General features: G+C 62.5%; 15 protein-coding genes. 2 read left to right on the forward strand and 13 right to left on the reverse strand.

Going from position 1 to position 21,006, the window contains the following annotated elements:
* Positions 1-215: 215 nt before the first annotated feature.
* The 9 genes from GSQ89_RS18430 to tssA form a co-directional block, all read right to left on the reverse strand.
* Positions 216-1,715: a class I SAM-dependent methyltransferase gene (locus GSQ89_RS18430; RefSeq protein WP_158927880.1), complete on the reverse strand. Its 1,500-nt coding sequence runs from the start codon at positions 1,713-1,715 to the stop codon at positions 216-218.
* Between the two features lie 13 nt (positions 1,716-1,728).
* Entirely contained in the window at positions 1,729-2,784 is a 1,056-nt protein-coding gene (gene tssG / locus GSQ89_RS18435) for a type VI secretion system baseplate subunit TssG (protein WP_158927882.1), read from the reverse strand.
* On the reverse strand, positions 2,784-4,637 hold the full coding sequence (tssF, locus tag GSQ89_RS18440) for a type VI secretion system baseplate subunit TssF (RefSeq protein WP_158927884.1): 1,854 nt from the start codon (positions 4,635-4,637) through the stop codon (positions 2,784-2,786). The genes tssG and tssF overlap by 1 nt, the downstream gene beginning before the upstream one ends.
* Before the next feature lie 47 nt (positions 4,638-4,684).
* A complete protein-coding gene (gene tssE, locus GSQ89_RS18445) occupies positions 4,685-5,200 on the reverse strand; it encodes a type VI secretion system baseplate subunit TssE (protein WP_158927886.1) in 516 nt (171 codons plus the stop codon).
* Positions 5,197-5,994, reverse strand: coding sequence for a type VI secretion system accessory protein TagJ (locus tag GSQ89_RS18450; RefSeq protein ID WP_158927888.1), 798 nt, complete (start codon positions 5,992-5,994; stop codon positions 5,197-5,199). The genes tssE and GSQ89_RS18450 overlap by 4 nt, the downstream gene beginning before the upstream one ends.
* A 19-nt stretch (positions 5,995-6,013) precedes the next feature.
* Positions 6,014-7,561, reverse strand: coding sequence for a type VI secretion system contractile sheath large subunit (gene tssC, locus GSQ89_RS18455; RefSeq protein WP_158927890.1), 1,548 nt, complete (start codon positions 7,559-7,561; stop codon positions 6,014-6,016).
* 153 nt (positions 7,562-7,714) lie between these two features.
* The gene (tssC, locus tag GSQ89_RS18460; RefSeq protein ID WP_158927892.1) at positions 7,715-9,205 is read right to left on the reverse strand and encodes a type VI secretion system contractile sheath large subunit; all 1,491 of its coding nucleotides are present in this window, start codon (positions 9,203-9,205) and stop codon (positions 7,715-7,717) included.
* A gap of 3 nt (positions 9,206-9,208) precedes the next feature.
* Entirely contained in the window at positions 9,209-9,718 is a 510-nt protein-coding gene (tssB, locus tag GSQ89_RS18465) for a type VI secretion system contractile sheath small subunit (protein WP_158927894.1), read from the reverse strand.
* 362 nt (positions 9,719-10,080) lie between these two features.
* Positions 10,081-11,211, reverse strand: a complete 1,131-nt coding sequence (tssA, locus tag GSQ89_RS18470) for a type VI secretion system protein TssA (protein WP_158927896.1) — start codon at positions 11,209-11,211, stop codon at positions 10,081-10,083.
* A 194-nt stretch (positions 11,212-11,405) separates the two neighbouring features.
* Between tssA and tssH the strand changes: the two genes are divergently transcribed.
* Positions 11,406-14,045, forward strand: coding sequence for a type VI secretion system ATPase TssH (tssH, locus tag GSQ89_RS18475; protein ID WP_158927898.1), 2,640 nt, complete (start codon positions 11,406-11,408; stop codon positions 14,043-14,045).
* A gap of 38 nt (positions 14,046-14,083) precedes the next feature.
* Positions 14,084-14,560 (forward strand): type VI secretion system tube protein Hcp, encoded by a 477-nt coding sequence (locus GSQ89_RS18480; RefSeq protein WP_158927900.1) that lies wholly within the window; start codon positions 14,084-14,086, stop codon positions 14,558-14,560.
* 154 nt (positions 14,561-14,714) lie between these two features.
* On the opposite strand, the gene GSQ89_RS18485 is transcribed toward GSQ89_RS18480, so the two are convergent.
* From GSQ89_RS18485 to tssL, 4 genes are all read right to left on the reverse strand, one after another.
* Positions 14,715-15,461, reverse strand: a complete 747-nt coding sequence (locus GSQ89_RS18485; RefSeq protein ID WP_158928056.1) for a PP2C family serine/threonine-protein phosphatase — start codon at positions 15,459-15,461, stop codon at positions 14,715-14,717.
* Between the two features lie 70 nt (positions 15,462-15,531).
* Complete coding sequence (gene tagF / locus GSQ89_RS18490; protein ID WP_158927902.1) at positions 15,532-16,113, reverse strand: type VI secretion system-associated protein TagF; 582 nt, start codon at positions 16,111-16,113, stop codon at positions 15,532-15,534.
* Positions 16,098-19,631 (reverse strand): type VI secretion system membrane subunit TssM, encoded by a 3,534-nt coding sequence (tssM, locus tag GSQ89_RS18495; RefSeq protein WP_158927904.1) that lies wholly within the window; start codon positions 19,629-19,631, stop codon positions 16,098-16,100. The genes tagF and tssM overlap by 16 nt, the downstream gene beginning before the upstream one ends.
* A gap of 2 nt (positions 19,632-19,633) precedes the next feature.
* Entirely contained in the window at positions 19,634-20,902 is a 1,269-nt protein-coding gene (gene tssL, locus GSQ89_RS18500) for a type VI secretion system protein TssL, long form (protein WP_254073271.1), read from the reverse strand.
* Positions 20,903-21,006 lie beyond the last annotated feature (104 nt).

The following is a 21,006-nucleotide window of genomic DNA, read 5'->3' on the forward strand; positions in this document are numbered from 1 at the left end:
TGATGGATTGGCACCCTGGGCGAACACCTGGGTCGCACCTGCGAGAATGGACACGACGATCAGGCTGGCGATCCGGTTGCGCAACGTTCATCTCCCACTTGCACGATCTGTAATTATCGCTCCCGTGCATCATGCCGTCCGGTAGGGTCAAAAAGCAATCCCGTGGGGCGCAGCGGTCGGACACGGGCGGCCCGAATATGACCGCCCGCTTGGCGTTAGAACACGCCGGCACCGCGAAGGAAGGACATGCGCTTGTTCAAGCTGTCGTCGAGCGTCTGGCGAACCTGATCCACATGCTCCGGATCCGGGTTGATTTGGCGCAACAACGCCTCCATGTCGGTTTGTCCCGCCCGCAGGCGTTCCAGGACGATCAGATCGAGGAGGCTTGTCGCAACGCCCGCACCGGTACGCCGGCTTGCCAGCGCGATAACCCGGGTGAGATTCTCCGATCGGACGAACCGGCGGGCGGTCACGCTATTGAAACGCATGGCCTCCGTCCCCGGTTCGGACTCCGGCCGCGCCACCAGGTCGGCCATTTCCAATCCCACCAGCATGCCAACCAATTCCGCCGGATTGCGTCGCCGGCCTACGATTTCCGGTAAAGCCAACAAGTCCTTTATCAGACTAGGTCCCTTGCTGGCCGCCCGAACGATCGGTTGATAGAAATCAGGATTGAGTTCTGCCTTTCCCGCCGGCATCTGAACCTCCAGCGGCAAATCGTCCGGATGGATGTTAAGACCGATGCGCACATCGGCGAGTGCGGCGTCCCGGCTGGCGGGGTCCAGCCGCTGCGCGCCGCGTACGTAGACATCGTGACGCAACGCGCGCTCGACACAAAGGTCCTTGATTGTTTCACGCATAATGGGGTCTTCGAACTTCTGCACCACGGCCCGTTGGGGTTCCGTCAACAGCAGGTCGGGAAAGTTTTCGACCAGTTGAGAACTTGCGACAAAGTCCAATTTTGCGTCCGCGAGCGCGCCCGCGACATCAGCCATGAAGCACGGCTGCCAGTGCTCATTCATGTATTCGTGTGCCAGATAGGCAGCCGGCATTTTATCCAGGCGGCCGATCAAGCTTTGACCCAACGACGATTGATTGAGTTGCCTGGCCTCCGCGGCCAGCAGCGACTGGATGATAGCCAGCCCCTCCTCCGCCTGCCGATCGCTGCGCCACGCCAGTCGCCGTCCGGCCTCGCGCATGACCCGTTGCATTCCGAGAACGGGGCCCCAGGCCGGTAAGGCATTGTAACTGACATGCACAACGCCGCCCGCCCGCACCTTGTTGCGCAGCAACCGAACGATCCCGTCCTGCACCGACCGAGGCACCCAGCTCCAGACACCATGCAACGTCACGAAATCGGCTTCGGGAATCAGGCGGCTGGCTGTGTCCTCGGCCAGCGTGGCCAGGTCGGCTTCGATGAACGTGACATTGGTCAGTTCGGCTTCGGCCGCCCACAGCCTGGCCGCCGCGACATGGGCGGGATTGAAATCGACCGCGGTCACATGCCAGGCCGGATTGCTCGCCGCCAGGATCATCGCCCCGAACCCTTGGCCACAGCCCAGTTCCAGGACCTGCAAAGGATCATCCGCCGCCGGCAACCTCACATCGACACTGCCCATCAGGCAGGCCAACGCCATCATCGCGGGAGATTGCTGGCGGTACCACCCCGTCACGTAGGTGATATCGGTCACATATCCGGCGCTCCAGCCATTCATTCCGTTACCATCCTCAAACCCAATTCTCTATCACGTCCGCATCGAAAACGGCATCGGCTGCGTCGGTGCGCACCGCACCGCTGCCGCCCGATAATGGCAGCCAGGTGTTCCATCCCAGCCTTGGCGCATCCGCCGAGGCGCCGTCCAGTCGAAGCGGCGCGATTTCGGAGGCCGCGAGGATCGGATTGACGGCAAAGCCAAGTTCCATCCCGACAAACGCTCGGATCAGCGACACGACGCGTTTCAACGGCCGGCTGTCCGGGCGCATAAGCCGAAAGGCTTCCCGATCCAGTGGACCGATGCGAACCAGCATGCGCGCCTCGGGACTCCAGGCCCGGACGCCAACCGCGGCGTCCACGCCAAGTTGCGAAAACAGACCGTCGGCGCCCACGCGTGTACGCTGGTCAGGCGGTACGCTGAGCCACGCCCCCGCGTATTCGACGACATCCACCTTCATGTTCAGCCATTCGGTCAACATCGCAGCCAGGCGATCCGCCGATCGCGGACGCATTGCGAACAGCCCGGCATAGTGGAGCAGCGGTTCCGTCCCTGCCGAAAGCCTGGGAGTCGCATGCGGGGTGCCATACCCTGTCAGCGACAGCAGAGCCTGCGTTACCGCATCCGGTGCTCGTGGCTCTTTCAGGACAGCGGTTTCCGCGGCACGCGCTGGCCGGTATTTGACCCCTGCCAGTGCGAAGAAACCGACAAAACGCTCGCCCAGCATATCCAGGAACTGGTGCAACGCGGTCGATCGGCCACGCAGTGTCTGCGAGACCATTTCAGAGTAATAGCGCGGCAACACACCGGACGGGCCGGTAAGACCCATCAGTCCGACGACGACATCGGGCCGTTTGCCGCCGCGCTGGATGTCGAGCACGTCCGTCGCGGGAAATGTCAGTCCCGGTGGTGTTCGGAACCGGACCGCGGCCGACGGTTCACTCTGCCTAGTGGCACGCATGAAAATGCGCGCCATCGCATCGAAACTAAACCGCCGCGGTTCCCGGGTCAGTCGAGCCAGCAGGGACCTTCCCGGTGGACTCACCACCGCCGGAGACACCGGCTCGTCCATCATCCCAATTCCCGCGTGCCACTGCGCGCCGGCCAGGAAGCAACCGTCTCGGAACCACCGCGCAACTTCACTTTGGTACGTGTGAAACTGTTGATTGTTGCATTCAGTGCGAAGAATCGTTCCAAAACCGACGCAAGCAGATATAGGCCGGAGACGTTCCAGGCGCGCGGATCCATCTCCAACAGGATATCGAGGCCACGGCAGAAGGCAGGCGGTGTCCGTCGCGCGGACCCCTTCCCGGTGCGTGGCGGCTCCGGTGCCCGCGCGACCCCGGCTTCCGACAACACGGCTGTCAGTGCGTTGATCGCGACGCGCGTGTCGGCCGTATCGCGATAATCGTAGAGACGCAGCACTTCCTTCAGCACCGCCGCACCGTCGGCACCCCCGGTTATCGACAGATGCCCCAGAGACAAATGAGAGATCAGGCGCCAAAAGCGTTTATCGCGCAGCGGCGGGCGAAGCGTGGTTGTGGCAGCCGTCATCGGCGTGATCGCGGATACAGCCGCGATACCTTCGACCAGCCGCAGGTAAGGATGGCCACCACCAAACGGCATATCCGTGGGCAGGTCGCGATTCAGGCACAGCGCATCGACCGACAGCACCGTGTCGTTCGGATGGTCTGGATCGAAGTCCGGATCATACGGCGCGAGCAGTATCTCCGTGCCCGGAACGCCTGATGCAGCCTCGCGCCGGGTCGCCTGGTAGAATCCCCCGGGCTCCCCCGCATCAGGTGCAGTCGCGGCCAGGCGGTGAAACGGGTGCCATCGGCGCTGCGTTCCGTCGGCGAGCGTCTCACGCACCTGTTCAACACCCCACACTTCCAACGCGCGCGGTCTGCGGGCATCCGGTACGACGCGATATTCGGTGTTCGCATGCGTCAGCGGAATCGGCTCGCAACGCTGCGGGAACAGATTGACCAGCGGCGTGCATCCAAGCGCCAGCGATTGGGGTCCGATCGTCCGCTCCAGTTCGGGTACTGACCGGTCGAGATAAACGAAGATCTCCAGTTTGTTGCCGCCCGAGGCAAGCGTCTTCCGGTCGATCTGCCTGAACTCGACGAAGAGAAATTTCTCCGGAAAGGCGAAGTACTCTGTCATCAGGCGAAAGCCGGCGAAGCCGCGGGCCGACCAGGGCAACAGGGCCTCATCCGCACCGAACCCGCCCGGTTGCACCGCGGTCTTGGGCACGATCACCGGGGTCGGATCGACGGCGGTGTCCGCATAGGCGACCGACAGGACATGCGTGCCGAGCAGTTCATAGAGCGGCAATGTCTGGTTGATCGGGCCGCGCAAGAAAAAACGCAGCCGATCCACGCCAAGCTGACTGAAGGTCACCTCGGGAACCATGCAGGACAGCGTAATGCGCAGCACCGCCGCGGCGCCGGAAGCGGTGGCATTGGGCGGCGCTACCAGCGGCTGGCCCGATAGCCGCACAGAGTCCACGGTGATCGGCCAAAGGGTCACCGGCGCGGTCGAGCGATAGCGAAGGGTCTCGCCCCTGACGGGTTCCGTATCGAAAGCAAGTCCGAACGGCAGATATGTGGGGGTCTGCAACTCCGACTGGCAGGCCAATTGCGCGATCAGACAGGAAGGGACCGGCGCCAGATAATGCGGATACAGCAAATCAAGCAACGCATCCGTCAGTTCCGGAAATTCATCGTCCAGCCGGTGCTGTACCCTGGCCGCAAGGAACGCGACCCCCTCGAGCAGACGCTGCACATGGGGATCGTCCACGCTATCGGCCGATACACGCAGACGGCCGGCGATCTTGGGATGTGCCTCGGCGAAATCGCCGGCCAACCGCTTGATCGCGTTCAACTCGCGATCGTAGTAGGGAAGCAACGCGTCAGACATGGGGTCCGCTTGCGTCTATGCACACACCCAATCCGGCGATGAGGCCTTCAAATCGCATCGCGAGCCACCACGATCACCTCGTCGCTGGATGGATTGACCAAGGTATCGAACGTCATCGGCTCAGGCGCGGGCTCCGCGTGTAGAAGCGCATCTATCCTCAGCCGCAGGGTTGATTCCAGCGTCGACTGCGCCTGCCCCAGAACGACGGTGACCGAGATGAACCGCGGTTCGAAGCGCCGGATCGTGTCCTCGATTTCCAGCCGAAGTTCTTCCCGCTGGCGCGCGTCGCTGAACGCACCCGAACTGAAATCCGGCACCCCATAGCCGATCGGCGAGACCGCGAGTTCCTTGAACTGGTCCGGCCATGACCGCCAGCACCGCCGGGCATTGAGCAACGCCTCGAGATCGCGGCGCACCGCGTTACGCAGGGCCACCAGAGAGTCCCCAGCAGACGTTGGCGGATCGCGACTTTGGTCCGGCGCGAGATCGATCAGCCGATCCAGCAGCGGTGCCTGGAAGCGGATTGTCCCACCTCTTGAACCCGCCCCGATCCGACCGCTCATGCGGCGAAGCGCAACGTGCGCAAGGTCATTACGTCCACCGCATCCTCACCGGCGAGGAACACCCTTTGCCCGACACCGCGCACCAGGCCGCCTTCGGCCTCTCGCCAGTCGGTCTCGCGGCCCAGGCGTTGCAGGTCGGTCAACGGTTCATCCGCGGTATAGATCGCGGGAATGTAGACATCACCCTCCGGCCCGTCCGCAACGGACATCGTCACACGCCGCCAGATCAAGTCGCGTTGCCGCGTGGGGGCATGAAACTCGGCGCTGACCACGCGTTCGGTCGGGATCCAAAAATATTTGCCCGTGGATGTCAGCACTTCGAAACTACCTGCCATCAGATCGTCGGCATCGCGGAAATCGTCGAACGCCGCTTCACCCAAAAGCCCCGGCACGCGCGGACGAGCTTCCTCGGCGAGATGCGTCTGACGGGTCGCTTCGCCGATGTCGCCGGCACGGAGTGCGACGAGAGCGGCGAGCTGTAGCCGTTGCGTGCCGGTTGGTTCGCCGAGGAATTCCGGCACGCGTCCATCCACGAAAAGCTGCCGCCGCGCCATCTCAGCCCGCAAAAGCTGGCGGTATTCGGCAGCGACCAGCGATGTGGTGGGGTCAACCGCCGTGGCGGCATCCATCAGTGTATCGGCCCGCTCCAGCTTGCCGGAGAAAATCAGCAGTTCCGCCAGCAAGACCCGGGCATCCAGGTTTGCCGGTGATTTGCGCAGGATCGCCTGCGACGCCGCGATTGCATCATCCAGCCGTCCGGCACGCAGCAGCGCTGTCGCAGTCTGATCGCTCATGGGACATTTCCCCGGTTGTTCATCGTTCACCAAGATTCGTGACAAGCTGGAAGGTAGCCGTCACGTCGTCGAGTTGATAGTGCGGTTGCAACCGCACGACGCAACCAAAACTGCCCGGCTTTCCTTCATGCTCACGCACTTCGACACGCCCGTCCACAAGCGGAAACCGCGCTCGGCTATCTCCGGTCGCCGACGTATTGCCGTTTACATAACGGGTGAGCCACGCCTGCAACTGACGCTCGATTTCGTCCTGTGTACGAAAGGACCCGACCATTTGCCGCCCCATCATTTTCAGATGGTGGGCGAAACGGGATGCGCAAAGGATGGAATTGATCTGGGCGGACATGCGCGCATTCGCGTTGGCGGCGGCCGCGTTGGCACCCTCATAACGCTGCGGAGCCTGCAGACTTCGCACGGCGCCGAAGACCAATTCCTCGCAGTTTGGGATGGCGGCCAGCGGGATCAGGCCAGCACTTAGCAATTCCCGTTCCTGCCGATCGTTCCACACGATCTCCAGCGGTATGCGGGTCCAGGCGCGATCCCGGTCGGTCCCGAAAGGTTCCGATAGCACGTCCTGAACCACGCCCCCTCCGATCCGGTCGGTTTCCGCACCGCGCACATCGGCGGGCCAGGCGAAGGTGGCGAACGCCCGGGCGACGACGGCGCCGAACGCATAAGCGGCGCTGGCCCAGACACGCTGCCGCGCTGACGTGACATATTCCGCGTAGCGAAAGCCGTCCGAACGGGTGCCGTCATCTTCCCAGGGGGCGCGAACCAGCATGCGGGGCAGTGCAACGCCGACGAACCGCATGTCCGCTCGCCCAGCCAAACCACGCCAACGCGCATGATCGGCATTGGACAGAGGGGCCGTGATGTCGATGACATTGGCAAGATCCTCGAAGCCGTCGACTTCCAGCAAGGCTGGTGACGCACCCAGGATCACCGGCGCGAAGGCCGCCGCCGCCACGCTCGACAATGCCGCGAGCCCACTGACGTCATCTGTCCGCGACGTCGCGTCGGACCGGTGGCGTACGTCATGATCGACAATCAAAAAGCCGTACGGTTCCCCGCCTGGAGATCCGAATTCCTCCTCATAGATCTTGCGGAAGAGATGGCTTTGATCGAATTCGCTAGCCAATTCGAGATCACGGCAAATCGCGGCCCAGGTGATATTGAACACCTTGACCTTCAAGCGACTGCTGAGGTCGGCCCCCCAGACAAGCCACGCCAGTCCGCGCCAGCTTCCCTCCAACTTCAAAAGACGCGGGTGATGCAAGATGGCGTCGATCTGCTCCGACAGCATGGCATCGATGGCGGCAATGTCGCGGTCCAGAGCGCCGCGCAAAGCGGCAGGATCGCTCGACAGCCGCCGTATTTGATCGGCGCCGAACCACAGCCGCGCCGCCTCAACCGCGTCGCCCGTCAGGAACGCCGCGCACTGGTCGGCCAGCCCCGGAACGGTCCGGCCGACAAAAGCGCCGGCCAGAAGCGTTTGGCGAAGCGGGAGCGCAGTCGGTTCAATAACGACGGTCTCGGCCTCAATCGGCGTTGGCGCGGCTTCGCTCATGGATTTCGGACCCGTCGAATCGTCGAAGTCCCTCGAACAGGGTCGGCTTGGAGAGAGCGACCCACGCGGTTAATCCGTTACGTCATGGCCCGGACTGATCCGGGCCATGACCTCAGGGACGTCTGGGTCGCATCAAATCCCGTACAGTCCAACCTATGATGCCGCGGACGGTATCCGCGCCACCATGCGAAGGCTGGTGGTCAGTTCTTCCATTTGTAGCCACGGCCGAATATGAGCAACGGCGTTGTAGGAACCGGGGCGCCCGGGGATTTCCCTGACTTCGATTCTTGCCTCGCGAAGCGGGTACCGTGCCTTCATCTCCTGGCCCGCATTCTCATTCGTGTTGACGTAGTTGTTGATCCATCGGTTCAACATCCGCTCCACGTCGCCTGCTTCCTGGAAGCTGCCGACCTTGTCGCGGGCCATCACCTTCAAATAATGGGCAAAACGGCTCGCGGCCATAAGGTATGGCAGACGGGCGGAGATGGCGGCGTTCGCCGTGGCTTCCGGGCGGTCGTACTTTTTCGGCTTCTGAACCGACTGCGCCCCGAAAAACACCGAGTAGTCGGTGTTCTTGTAGTGGCAGAGCGGCAGGAACCCGAGGTTGGACAGCTCGAACTCACGCCGGTCGGTGATGGCGAGTTCGGTCGGGCATTTCGCGTCCATATCGCCATCGTCGGAGGTGAAGACATGGGTCGGGAGGTTTTCGACCTTGCCGCCGCCTTCGGCACCGCGGATCGCCGTGCAGAAGCCGTATTTGGCGAAGGCATCGGTCAACCGTGCGCCCATCGCATAGGCCGCATTCATCCAGCAATACTCATCGTGGCCCATCGGCCGAGCGCCGGCTGCGTCGTAGGGGGCCTCTTCATAGCCGAATTCGTCGATCGCCTTGGTGGCCGCGCCGTACGGGAGACGAGCCAGCGTACGAGGCATCACCAGACTGACAAAACGGGCATCCTCGCTGTCGCGGAAGCTGCGCCACTTCATGTAGTCGCTGGTTTCGAAAATCTTCGCGAGATCGCGCGGCCTGGCCAATTCAGTGAAGGAATCGAAACCGAACATGCCCGGGCCGGCCGCCGAGATGAACGGCGCGAAAGCACCTGCCGCAACGTTTGAAATCAGTCGTAACGTCTCGACATCGTCAGGATGCTGGCTCCACTGATAATCGCCGATCAGCGCCGCGTAGGGTTCGCCGCCCGGTGTGCCGAATTCGTTTTCGTAGATCTTCTTGAACAGCTGGCTCTGGTCGAACTCGACAGCACGCTGCAGATCGCGCGACAGATCGCGCTTGGAAACGTTCAGGACCTTGATCTTCAGGCTGGTGCCGGTCTCGCTGTTCTGCACCAGGTGATGCAGTCCGCGCCAACTACCTTCCAACTGCAGGAACTTCGGATCATGCATGACGGCGTTGAGCTGGTCGGACAGCTTGCGATCGATGGCGGCGATCGCCCGATCGAACGTCCGGGAGAGGTTCTTGTCGAACGTGACCGTTCCGGCCATCGCCTGTTCAAGAAGATTCTTGACCAGGTCCTGGGTTTGGTCAGGCGTTGTCTGCTTGGTCGCGGCAACAACCTGATCGAGAATGGAAACACCTTCGGAGGCCGAAGCGCCGGCGGCCGATGATGACGTTTGGGTACCGGACACTGATCAGCCCTCCTGCTTGCCCAAGCCCAACTGGCTCGACAATGATTTTATCTCATCTTCGCTTTTGAGGACTTGCTCAAGCAGGCTCTCCAGCTCTTCCGACCGGTCCACCTTGGACATCAGATCCCGCAGCTTGGCTCGGGTTTCCATCAACGTCCGCAACGCCGGGACCTGCTGCGCGACGCGGGCCGGTTCAAAGTCCTCAATCGCGTTGAATTTCAGGTCGACGCCCATCTGGCCGCCATCTTCGGATAGCTTGTTGTCGACCTTGAGCTTCAGGCCCGGCGTCATGCTGGCCATGACGTCGTTGAAATTATCGCGGTCAATCTGGATGAATTTGCGGTCGACCATCGATTTCAGAGGTGCGGTTGGATCCCCGGAAAAATCTCCCATGACACCCATGACGAACGGCAATTCCCGCTGAACCTCGGCGCCCTCGGTTTCCACGTCGTACGTGATATGCACCCGCGGCTTACGAACTCGATTCAGTTTATCGTGGATGCTTGCGCTCATAATCTGCTCCCGTCACATTATTCGGCCGCGGTAAAACCGCGCACCCCCGGTGGAAATATTAGACAAGCGATAGGAAGTTGGTCAACTGCCTGATCGCCCAGGCGCTCGTACAAGCCTTTATCTGACTTTCGTTTACTTTGGCCGGCCAAGAGACAGGCCAACCAGCAACAGAACGCAATATTCCTCATGCCCCTCTCGGCCCGAAGCCGCATGAGGCCAGTCAAACCGATCAACCCGCAAGGTTCATCATAAATCGTGATAAACCCGCAAGACATAGTTGCACCGGTTAGCGACGAAAGTCCACGAAGTTTGCGTAAGGCGATACGACCCTGGTGTCCCGCCCCGGACGTTCGTCGCACCTTTCATTCTTCGGGAGGCGGCGGCGGACGAATGCCCAATGCGGTAAGAATTGAATCCCGCGTTCCGCGATCGCCGATAACCTCATCCAGCAGATCCAGCCAAGGCATCCTGGCGCGGCGCACCGCCTCATCCAACGTAAAGGACAGCGGCGACTGCGGTTCGGTTTTGCGAAAAAACTCAGCGATGCTTTCCAGGCTGCGAAGCGCGTCCTCCCGCGTCACGGCGCGTTCGGCTACCCCGCCCAATTTGGCCGACGCTGGACCGCCGGCAGTGGATTCCGCCGTGCCTCCGGTGGCTTCGATCTCATCCGCCTCTGCGTCACCCTCCTCTTCAGGAGCATAGCGCGTCGCGATTTCGGCGATCTCACGTATCAAGTCGCGCACCTGGGACGTAGACGGGGCGTCCGCGCCGGCCTTTTCATCCAGGATCGTGGCCATCGCCTCCCAGGCTTCAAGCGCCGCGCGCGCCTCGCCCCGGACTTTGGCCATGCTGAAGCGCCCGATCGTGCGCGCCTCTTTCTCGACTTCCTCGAACGGGATCGCACCGGCCTCGATGCGTTGTTGCCTGGCCGCGGCGTCGAGGGAGCTCAACCGCGCCGACGCTCGATACTGGTAAAACGCAACGGGCGACCCATCCGCGCGATTGAAGAACGTCAATTTATGCAGCGGCGCCATCAGGGAGCCGCCGCCGCCCTGCCCGTTCAGGCCGGTAATGGGCGCGACCCGGGTCTCCATGCCGTAATCGTCGGGGAGTGGAAAAATGTCGTCCCAGTACGCCTCCGCCAGGCCGCCAATCAATTGGCTGCACGCCGCCAGGCCGCTCAGGCCATGACTGCGCACATAGGCCTCGGTCAGCCAGGCGGCCACTTCGAGGTCTTTCGTTGTCTCGCTCAGCAATTTCACGCCGATTTCACGCAGGTTCCGCCACAACGGAAAGGGATCGGCCGGGGGGGGACCGTCCGGATCGGGCGTTTCGGCCTGCTTTTCCGCATCGCGTGCGTCGGATCTCGCATCGCGCAGGCGGCTATAGGGCGACCGGGCCGAGTAATCCTCCCGAACGTCGATGCCCTGCGGCGCATCCCCCGGAATGGGGGCCAAAAGAGCATCGAGATCGAATCCGTCCGGCAGTGTCATGCGTTTCCCTCGCGCGCGTTTTTTTCGAGTGTCTGGGCCATTGCGTCGACCACCGCCGGCTTCGCACGATATCTGGATGCGAACGCCACTGGACAATTATCTCGGTTACCACATAATGTGGAGGCCTGAGAAGACCGTCCCCGCGCTGTCCCGCGGGCGTTCGCGTACGCATCGGCCAAGAATTGGGGAACGTAATGGCTGGAATCGATCTGAGACAGTTGGTTTCCAGGTTGAACGACCCTTCTCGCCGCGCGCTTGAGGCAGCGGCCGGCCTCACGCTTTCCCGGACACACTACAACGTCGAAATCGAGCATTGGTTGGTCGCCCTCGCGGATCGCGCCGATGGGGACATCGCGGCGATCCTGCGGCACTATGAGATCGATCCGGGCCGCTTCACCGTCGATCTGAATCGTGCGCTGGAAAAGATGAAGACCGGCAACGGTCGCGCCCCGTCGCTGGCACCCGAAATCGTTGACCTGATCAAGCAGGCATGGCTGCTGGCGTCGCTGGAACATGGGCAGACCGCCATCCGTTCGGGGCATTTGCTCTGGGCGTTGGTCGGCGACGAAAACCTTGCGCGGCATGCCCGTGACGCATCCAGCCAGCTCGTCAAAATTCCGCCGGATCAGTTGAAGCGGGATTTCGCCGGCATTACGGCCAACAGCGCGGAGGCCGTGGCCGAAGCAGCCAGCGGCGGCGAAGCGGGTTCCGCGGGCGTGGACTCTGGCGGCATGCCACGCGGCGGTGGCGGCGCACTGGATCAGTTCACCACGGATCTGACCGCCCAGGCCAAGGCCGGAAAAATCGATCCGATCCTCGGTCGGGATGCCGAGATCCGTCAGGTCATCGATATTCTGACCCGGCGGCGGCAGAACAATCCGATCCTGACCGGTGAGGCTGGCGTTGGAAAAACCGCTGTCGTGGAAGGCTTCGCGATCAGGCTGGCGTCGGGTGATGTGCCGCCGGCGCTTCGCGGGGTCACGGTCCGTACCCTCGATCTGGGTTTGTTGCAGGCCGGCGCCGGCGTGAAAGGCGAGTTCGAAAACCGGCTGCGCGGCGTCATCGACGAGGTCAAGGCAAGCCCCAAGCCGATCATTTTGTTCATCGACGAAGCGCACACCCTGATCGGCGCGGGCGGGTCAGCCGGCCAGGGTGACGCGGCCAATCTTCTGAAGCCCGCTTTGGCCCGAGGCGAATTGCGCACCATCGCCGCGACCACATGGGCGGAATATAAGAAGTTCTTTGAAAAAGACGCTGCGTTGACCCGGCGTTTTCAGGTGGTGAAAGTAGAAGAACCATCGGAGCCGATCGCCATCGCGATGATTCGCGGCCTGGTCGCAACGCTGGAGAAGCATCACAACGTTCGCATACTCGATGCGGCGATCAGTGAAGCGGTACGCCTGTCCGCGCGATACATTCCATCCCGGCAACTGCCCGATAAAGCGGTCAGCCTGATTGATACCGCGTGTGCCCGTGTCGCGATGAGCCAGGCCGCCATACCCGCGCCGGTTGAAGATCGGGAACGCCGTATCGCCCTGATCGACACCGAACTTGGTATCCTGGAACGCGAGATCGCCTCCGGGGAAAAGCACGAGACACGCCGGGATGGGTTGCGGGAGGAACGCGTCGAACTCTCCGACCAGTTGATGGCGTTGCGGGACCGTTGGCAGCAGGAACAGGTGCTGGCGAAGGAAATCGCGGACGTCCGGGAAAAGATCGAGAGCGGATCCGACCCATCCGCGGCCGATACGCTTCGTACCCAACTCGTCGAGGTCACCGCGAAGCTTCGGACGCTGCAGGGCGAAGAGCCTTTGATCTACCCCGTGGTTGACGGTCAGGCCGTCGCCGAGGTGGTGGCCGGCTGGACAGGCATTCCCCAGGGGCGGATGCAGTCCAACGAAATCCGCACCGTGATGGCGCTGAATGAGACGATGTCAAAACGCATCGTCGGACAACCGCATGCTCTCGAGGCTGTCGCGCAGGCCATCCGTACCAGCCGGGCGGGACTGACCGATCCACGCAAACCGATCGGGGTCTTCCTCATGGTCGGCACGTCCGGCACCGGCAAGACCGAGACGGCATTGACCCTCGCCAACCTGCTTTACGGTGGTGAGCAAAATATGACGGTCATCAATATGACCGAGTTCAAGGAAGAACATAAAGTCAGCCTGCTTATGGGAAGCCCGCCGGGATACATCGGCTATGGCGAAGGCGGCATCCTGACCGAGGCGGTGCGGCGGCGCCCATATTCGGTCATTTTGCTCGATGAGATGGAGAAGGCCCATCCGGCGGTGCAGGACGTGTTCTTCCAGGTGTTCGATAAGGGCAACATGAAGGACGGCGAAGGCCGCGATATCGATTTCAAGAATACTGTCATCATCATGACGTCGAATGCTGGCACGGATCTGATCACGCGATTGTGTGCAGACCCGGAAACGGCGCCGGACGCCGCCGGATTGGCCGACGCGCTGATGCCGGAGTTGATGAAGCATTTCAAACCGGCGTTTCTCGGGCGCGTGACCTTGGTGCCCTATTTTCCGCTGGCGCCCGATATCATCCGTCAAATTGTCGGGCTACAATTGGGCCGCGTCCGGCAGCGAGTTCGCGAGTCCTATCAGGCGGACTTCATCTGGGACGAGCAACTGGTGGACACGATCGCGGAGCGCTGCACGGAAACGTCGTCAGGCGCCCGCAACGTCGAGAAAATCCTATCCCGGACCCTGCTCCCCGAGTTGTCGTCGGAAATCCTGGCCAGGCTCGCGGAAGGAACAACCATCCAATCGGTCACGACGACCGTAGACAAGTCCGGCTTGTTTCAGTATAATTTTGTGTAGAGAATGCAACAAACTCGACCCAGAGGAAGGTAACCCAGATGGCTATTTACATGAAGTACGGATCCATCGATGGGGCCGTGACGACCGACGGTTTCGCAAAATGGATCGAACTCAATTCCTTCCAGTTTGGCGTTGGACGCGGCATCGGCAGTGCGGCGCGCAGCGAAACCAACCGTGAGGGCTCCGAACCCAGCATCAGCGAGATTGTTGTCACGAAGGTGATGGACGTCGCGTCGAACAAATTGTTCGCGGATGCGGTCGGCGGTGCCATGGACAGCAAGGTAACGCTCAAATTCACCACGACGACGAAAGACAAGGTCACGACGTTCCTGACCTATGAACTGACCGATACCGGGCTGAGCGGCTACAGCGTCTCCAGCGGAGGCGATAACCCGAGTGAGTCGCTGTCACTGAACTTTACCAAGATCATGATCACCTATGTCGGAACGAACGCCAAGGTCGGCGGTTCGCCTGACACAGCTGGCTATGACCTGACAAAGATGGCCAAGGTCTGATCGGATACGCCTTCTGGCCTATGCTTGACCCTCGGTTACTTTTGAACCCTCGCCGGTAAGCGCCGGCGGGGGTTCAGTCTGTTGCACCAAACCCAAATACGACCCCAGGCCACCACATCGGTTCGGTATTTTCGGTGCACCCGTGGTTGGTTCGTCAGGGCATCGCCGGGCGCCGTCCGGCAATTTCGACCATAACCGCCGTAACGTTGTCGCTGGCATTCATGGCCAGGGCGGACGCGATCATCGCCTGGGTCGGAGGCACACCGTTGCTGTCGCCCAGCAGGTCCGCGATCTCGCTTTCTTTCAGGCATTTGTACAAGCCGTCGCTGCAGAGCAAAAATCGGTCCCCCGGCTGCGTTCGGGCACTTATCTTATCGAGTACCAGTTCCTCAACATCCGCACCGACCGCCCGGGTAATCACGTTGCCACGAGGATGAGAATCGGCGTCTTCCGGCCGAATGGTTCCCGAATCCACCAACTCCTGAACCAGGCTGTGATCGTGGGTAAGTTGTCGAAACTCTTTGTTTCTTAGAAGATAAGACCTGGAATCACCCGCCCAAAGGCAGGCATAGTGGTCGTTGCGTACGATCAGGATGACAATCGTAGACGCCCCCTGGATCGATTGCTCGCTTTCGTGAGCCATCGAACGCAAAGCATCATGCGCCGCCGTGACGCTCAGCCGAACCTGCGCCAGAAGTTCCGATGCGGACAGCGATGACGGAATCGACTCCAACGCGTCGCGCAGCATGCCGGATGCGATCTCGCCACCCTTGTGGCCCCCCGCACCATCGGCGACCGCCCAAAGCCCGAGATCAGGCCGGTTGACGAACGTATCCTGGTTGTACGGACGCTTGGCCCCGGGGTGAGTTGTCGCCCAGGATAAGAACGGCTGCCCACTCATCTCAGCGATCCTTCGGCTTTGCCATCTGCGGCCCCTGTTGCAACGACGCCCATCACGCCAAGGCTCGCGATCATCCCATCTGGGTCGCGATTCCAATCATTTCCAAGAAGTTTGAAGCATCCGGCAGACCCGGCAATGTCCTCTGGGTCGGACCCAAACGGCTGGAACCCTCTGTCCACCATTCCGTTTCGTCGGCAGGTTGGTCCCGCGATTGCAGATCCGGCAGCGGCACCATCGCCTTGATATCGTCCGGTCCCAGATCTCGGTCCAGCGCAGCACGCCCGGCGTCCTCACAGATATCCAGCCACGCATCCGCCGCCGAACCAAACGGCACGCCGGGACCATCGACCGCCGCCGCGAACGTCAAAGGAAAATACCGCCCGGCTTTGTCCACACTCGGCAGCATCAGGCCGATGATGGCAGAGGCTCCGCACAAACCGGGCGGCAACACGAACCGCCAGACCGGCGCTTCCAGAAAGGCCGGCAGCCAGGCGTCGCCACCGATCTCCTTGCTGGCACTCATCACCTCCGACAGCCAATCGTCCCAGGCTTCAACGAAGTCGCGCGGCAGGCCGGAACGCACAAAGTCACCCCGTGCCGGCACCTTGCCGTAGAACCCCGCCGTCTTGGCCTGGGTCAAAGTTTCGGGCATCGAAAATCACGCAGAACACCCGGCGCGAACGGATTAAGGACCGACCCCGCCCTGATCTCGAACACCGCGTGCCGATCACCGAGGTTGAAGGTCAGTGTGTAGCGATCAGCCGAACCCGCTTGTTGCAGAATACCCTGGTTAAACAGGCGAAACAGCGCCCACGGGCCATCGGCCTGCAGCACAGGCGGTCCACTGGACGGCGGCGGATCAAACACCAGCCGCGCGCTGTTCATTCGGTTCGGTCCCGGCCAGGTCACCGACACCGAGCGCAGCGGACCATGGGCATAGACCACCGTGGTCCCATCGAAATCCAGCGTCACCTGCTTGGCCCCGTTGTCCACCGAAATCGGCTGGATATCGAAGCGCACCGTGGGTTGGTTTCCACCGGCGCCGAAAAACAGATCGCGGATCGCGGCGGCCCGTTGAAACTGCGCCAGATCCCCCGGCGATACGGGCGCCGCGACGCCGGCCACCGCCTGCGCGTGCCACGTCGAACCAGATGTATCGACGAACGGGCGAAGTTGTGTGGTGAAGAATTGGTCGAGCAACCCGTTAGGGGCAAACAGGCGGCCAAAGTCATCCAACGGAATATCGTTCGGTGACGATGGACTGAACGGATAGCGGCCAGCCACCGCTTGTTTGCAAAGCGATGCCGGGCCACCCGGCGCGTTGAATGCCTCCCCCGCGCCCTTCTTGGCCCCGCCGCTGCGCAGCGTATTGCCGGCCCCGGTTACGACCTGCACCCATCTTTGCACAGGTTCGGGTGCTCGGGATGCTTCCGCCAGCAGCAATTGCGCCGGATCGGTCCCCCCCGCTGGCGGCGGGGCACCCTGCGCGCTGTTGGCCAGTTGCGCCAACTGCTGCTGCAAATCGTTCATCAGCTTCAGCACCGCATCGATCGGTGCCCCCGGCCCTTTGCCCACGTACGCGATCAGCGGGGCGAAATGAGTCTCGACCACCTTGCCCGGCGGGTCGGCGGCCGGCCCATTCGTCGCAAAGACATTCGTCAGTTGAGAGGTCGCGGCGTTGGCGGCGTTAGCGACTGCCCCGGCCACCCCGCCGGCCGCCGCCTTGGCCGGATCGGCCGGGGGCGCGACTGTCAACATAAGCTGATGCACGATACCTGTGAGAAGATCGCGCATCGGCGATTGCGGCGAAGAAAGAATGTACAGGCTTTGCACGGCCTGCTGGATCGACCCAAGCGGCTCGACATCGATATCGGCGAGCAGATCGTCCCAGGTCCGGATGTAATCGTCGGTATAAAGCTTGATGACATCGGTCCCCAGCGACAACGCCTGCGGACTGTTCGGATCGACCTCCGTCTGCCTGCCCAGGACCCAGCTTTCGCTGGCTGCCTGCCGGGTTGCGATCGGCAGTTGCGGCAGCAGCACTTTGTAGAACCCGTTGACCGTGAAAAAGCCTGGGATACCGTCGGTCATCGGCTTGCCGGACCGGCGATGGAACACGCGGACACCGGACTCTCCGGCCGCATCGCCGGGACGCCATGGCGGCAAGGCCGCCGCCTGCGGTGATCGGCGTATCGCGCTGTAGACCCGGTCGGCCAAGGATATCCGGCTGAATGTCCGCTGCGCGTCCTCAATTAGGGCGCCGTCCAACGGAACCTTCGGCAGCCGGTCATCCAGCAAGGCGGCGAGGTGCATTTCCAGGCGCGTGCGCGTCTCGTCCGCGGCGGGGCCACGGAAGTTCGCCTGCCAGTCGAAGTGCATCCATTGCTTGATCAAATTGCGATCCAGCGGCCCCAATGATCCCAGTTCGAGATAAACCCGCGTTGCTTCATACAGGAAGGTCGGCTGGTTGAAGTTCTGCCGCATCTGGCTTTCCAGCCGTACGATCAGCCGCGGCAGCAAAATGTTTTCCAGCGCGTGGCGGTAAACGACTTGCGACGCCGCTTCCAACTTGCCGGTCTGGGACAGCCCCGGGAACCATTGGGCGCCGGGCACATAGTCTCCCGCCCCATACGGCAGAGCACGCGCCTGATCCAGCAACGGCAATATGCTCGGCAGATCGGAATCCCGCACGGGATCAAGCGGCAACGCCTGCGCAGCCGCGTTGTATGCAGCCAGAGCCGTATTGGCCCGCGAAACCGCCTCGAGGTTCGCACTGCGCGTTTGCAGCAAAGCCCCGGTGCCGACGATGGCCACGATCACCGCCAGGGCAGCAGCCCCCGCGCGCAGCAGCACCTTGCGACGAATGGCGCCCGGATCGCGCGACACCAGCATCGACTCGCCGAAAATCACGTCCTTCAACAACCGGCTGAGGAAGTAGCTTCGGCCCTTTTCCGGAACCAGCGACGGCGCGCGCATCTGGTCGATGCCAAAGCTGCGCGCCATGGTCGCGGTCAGGCGGTCAACCGGCGTGCCTTCCTGCGTGCCAGAGGTAAAGTACACGCCGCGCAACAGCGGTGCGGCATCAAGCCGCGACGCCCCGAACGCTTCATTGATGAATTCCGTCAGCGGCCCCTGCAGGCTGGCCATCTGAACCGGGAAGCCGGCGATTGGCGGCCGCCTGTCAGCGCCGCGTTCGGCATTCAATCGATCGAGCACACGACCATTCAGACGCTGCATCAACAGATCGAATTCGCCACTGAACGTGGCCGCCGCGCTGGACTTGGACGCCTCCAGCGGGAATGTCACGCCCCAGACCTGACCCATTTTTTCACGATCCAGGTCGCCGAAGAAATCGGTGAACCCGTCGACCAGATCGACTTTCGTGAACAGCGCGTAGACCGGCACACGGACGCCGAGCTGTTCGTAGACATCCTTGATTCGGCGTCTGATGGTGGCGGCGTGGACAGAGCGTTCCGGGGCCGATGAACCGCCGATGCTCCGGTCGGGTTGCGCCGCATCTTGCAGCGCGAAGACCACGATCAAGCCGTTTAACGGCTGACGGGCGCGGGTCCGCTTCAGCAGCGACAGAAAGGCGTCCCAGCCAGCCCGGTCGACCGCCGAATCTTCCTGGGTGGTATAGCGGCCGGCGGTGTCGATCATCACCGCGTTGTCGGTGAACCACCAGTCGCACATCCGCGTGCCACCGAACCCGGCGACCTTCTGGCCCATCTCCGCGGCGAGCGGAAATGACAGGCCCGCATTCAGCAAAGCCGTCGTCTTCCCGGTCCCGGGCGGCCCGATGATGGCGTACCAGGGTTGCTCGTAGAGGTAACCACGCGAGCCGGACGCCTTCTTCAGCAATGTCAGCGCGCCCAACAGCTTTTGGCGCATCGCCGCGGCCTCTTCGGCGGAAGCCGTCGCCGATGGATCGGGCGCCGGCCCCGCCACACCCTCCACCAGGGCTGTTTCGGTTCGCTTGCGACGCCGGTCGAGCAGCAGGTTCGTGCCAGCCCAAAGCAACACCATCACGGCGATGACCAAGGCGCGTGCGATCCAGCTTTCCAGCAACGACAGGAACGGACCGAACCACCATACCAGCAGCGACAGCAGCACGACGCCGAGGAACGTCAGGAACCATCGGGAACCGAGGAACCGGAGTATTGCCCGCATGATCAGTCCTGCCTGTGCAACACGACTTCGATTCGGCGATTTTCATCGCGACCGTCCGCCGTGCTGTTGGAAGCAATCGGATCGGCGTCCGCGCGCCCCTCAACCGTGACACGCCCGGGTTCACCCAGGGCGCGAACGATGATCGCGCTCGCCGCTTCAGCACGTGACTTCGATAACTCGAAGTTGGACGGAAACTGAACCGTTCGTATCGGCTGATTATCGGTATAGCCAATCACCTGCACCGGTCCCTTCTCCGCTTTCAAGGCCTGCCCAATTCGTTCCAGCAAATGCACGTACCCGGGTGCGACGGTCGCACGGCCGGACGCGAACAGGCCGCGGTTGCGGATCCGCACCACCGGCGTCGAATGATCGCCCAGCACGGTGACCAGACCCTGATCAATTTCCGGCTTCAGGAAGACATACAGCGGTTCCGGCGCCTGGACCTGCGGCACCGGCGGCGGCGGTGGCGGCCGAACGGGTGCGGAGCGCACGATCTCCGGTAGGTGCGCGAGCGGGGCACCCAGCATGCGGTCGAACACATCGTCGGAGGCAGCACTCAATCCCGTGGACAGCCAGACGAACAAGCCGCCGATCAGGGTCAACGCCGCCACGCCGATCACCCAGGTCGGCACCATCGCGCGCGGTGGTTTGTACGGCGCGGCCACACCCGTCCAATGCGGCGACAACGCCGGGTCGCCGGCGTGACGCTGATTGGCGATGACCGTGTACAGGTCCTGCCGCTTGCGATCCAACGCCGCCATCGGCCTTGGATCGACCCGAAGCTCCCCCAGAAATCCAAGGCTGAGGCAAAGATACATCAGTTCCAGCAATGCGAGGTCGGTGCCCGGGCTCCGCATGGTTTCGGCCAGGAGGCGAAAGAAACCCACCCCCGCCTGAATGCCTTCGTACCCGCGCACCCCTTCGCGGAAACCCGCGACCAACGGCCGCGACGCCCACTGGCCATCCCGGCCCCACTCGGTGTTCTGCGCGACGTCATCCAGGCTGGCGCACAGCACGTATCGCGCCTTGATGACCTGCTCACGCGGAATATTCGCCTTCAGCGCGCCGTCTTCGAAAGCTCGGATCTGCTGCAGCGTCCGTTCCCGGAGATCGGTCGGATTGGGTTGCGAGTAAGTGCGCGCCAGCCGCCCAATCAGCGCCAGCAACGGCCCAGCCGCTGCGACAAGCGGATTGACGCCGAGTACGATCGTTTCCGCATCGCCCTGCCCGATGGACGCGCGACCCGGTGCCGGACCGCGGGGCGCCCCCACTCCCGATTGATCCCTTCCCGGCGCGCCGGCTGCCCCCCCCATCGGTGGTTCGGCGGATGGGTCCGTGGCTGGCGGAGGTGCTGCCCTGCGACCGCCAGGCACTG

This window comes from Acidisphaera sp. S103 (genome assembly GCF_009765975.1).
Classification (GTDB): domain Bacteria; phylum Pseudomonadota; class Alphaproteobacteria; order Acetobacterales; family Acetobacteraceae; genus Rhodopila.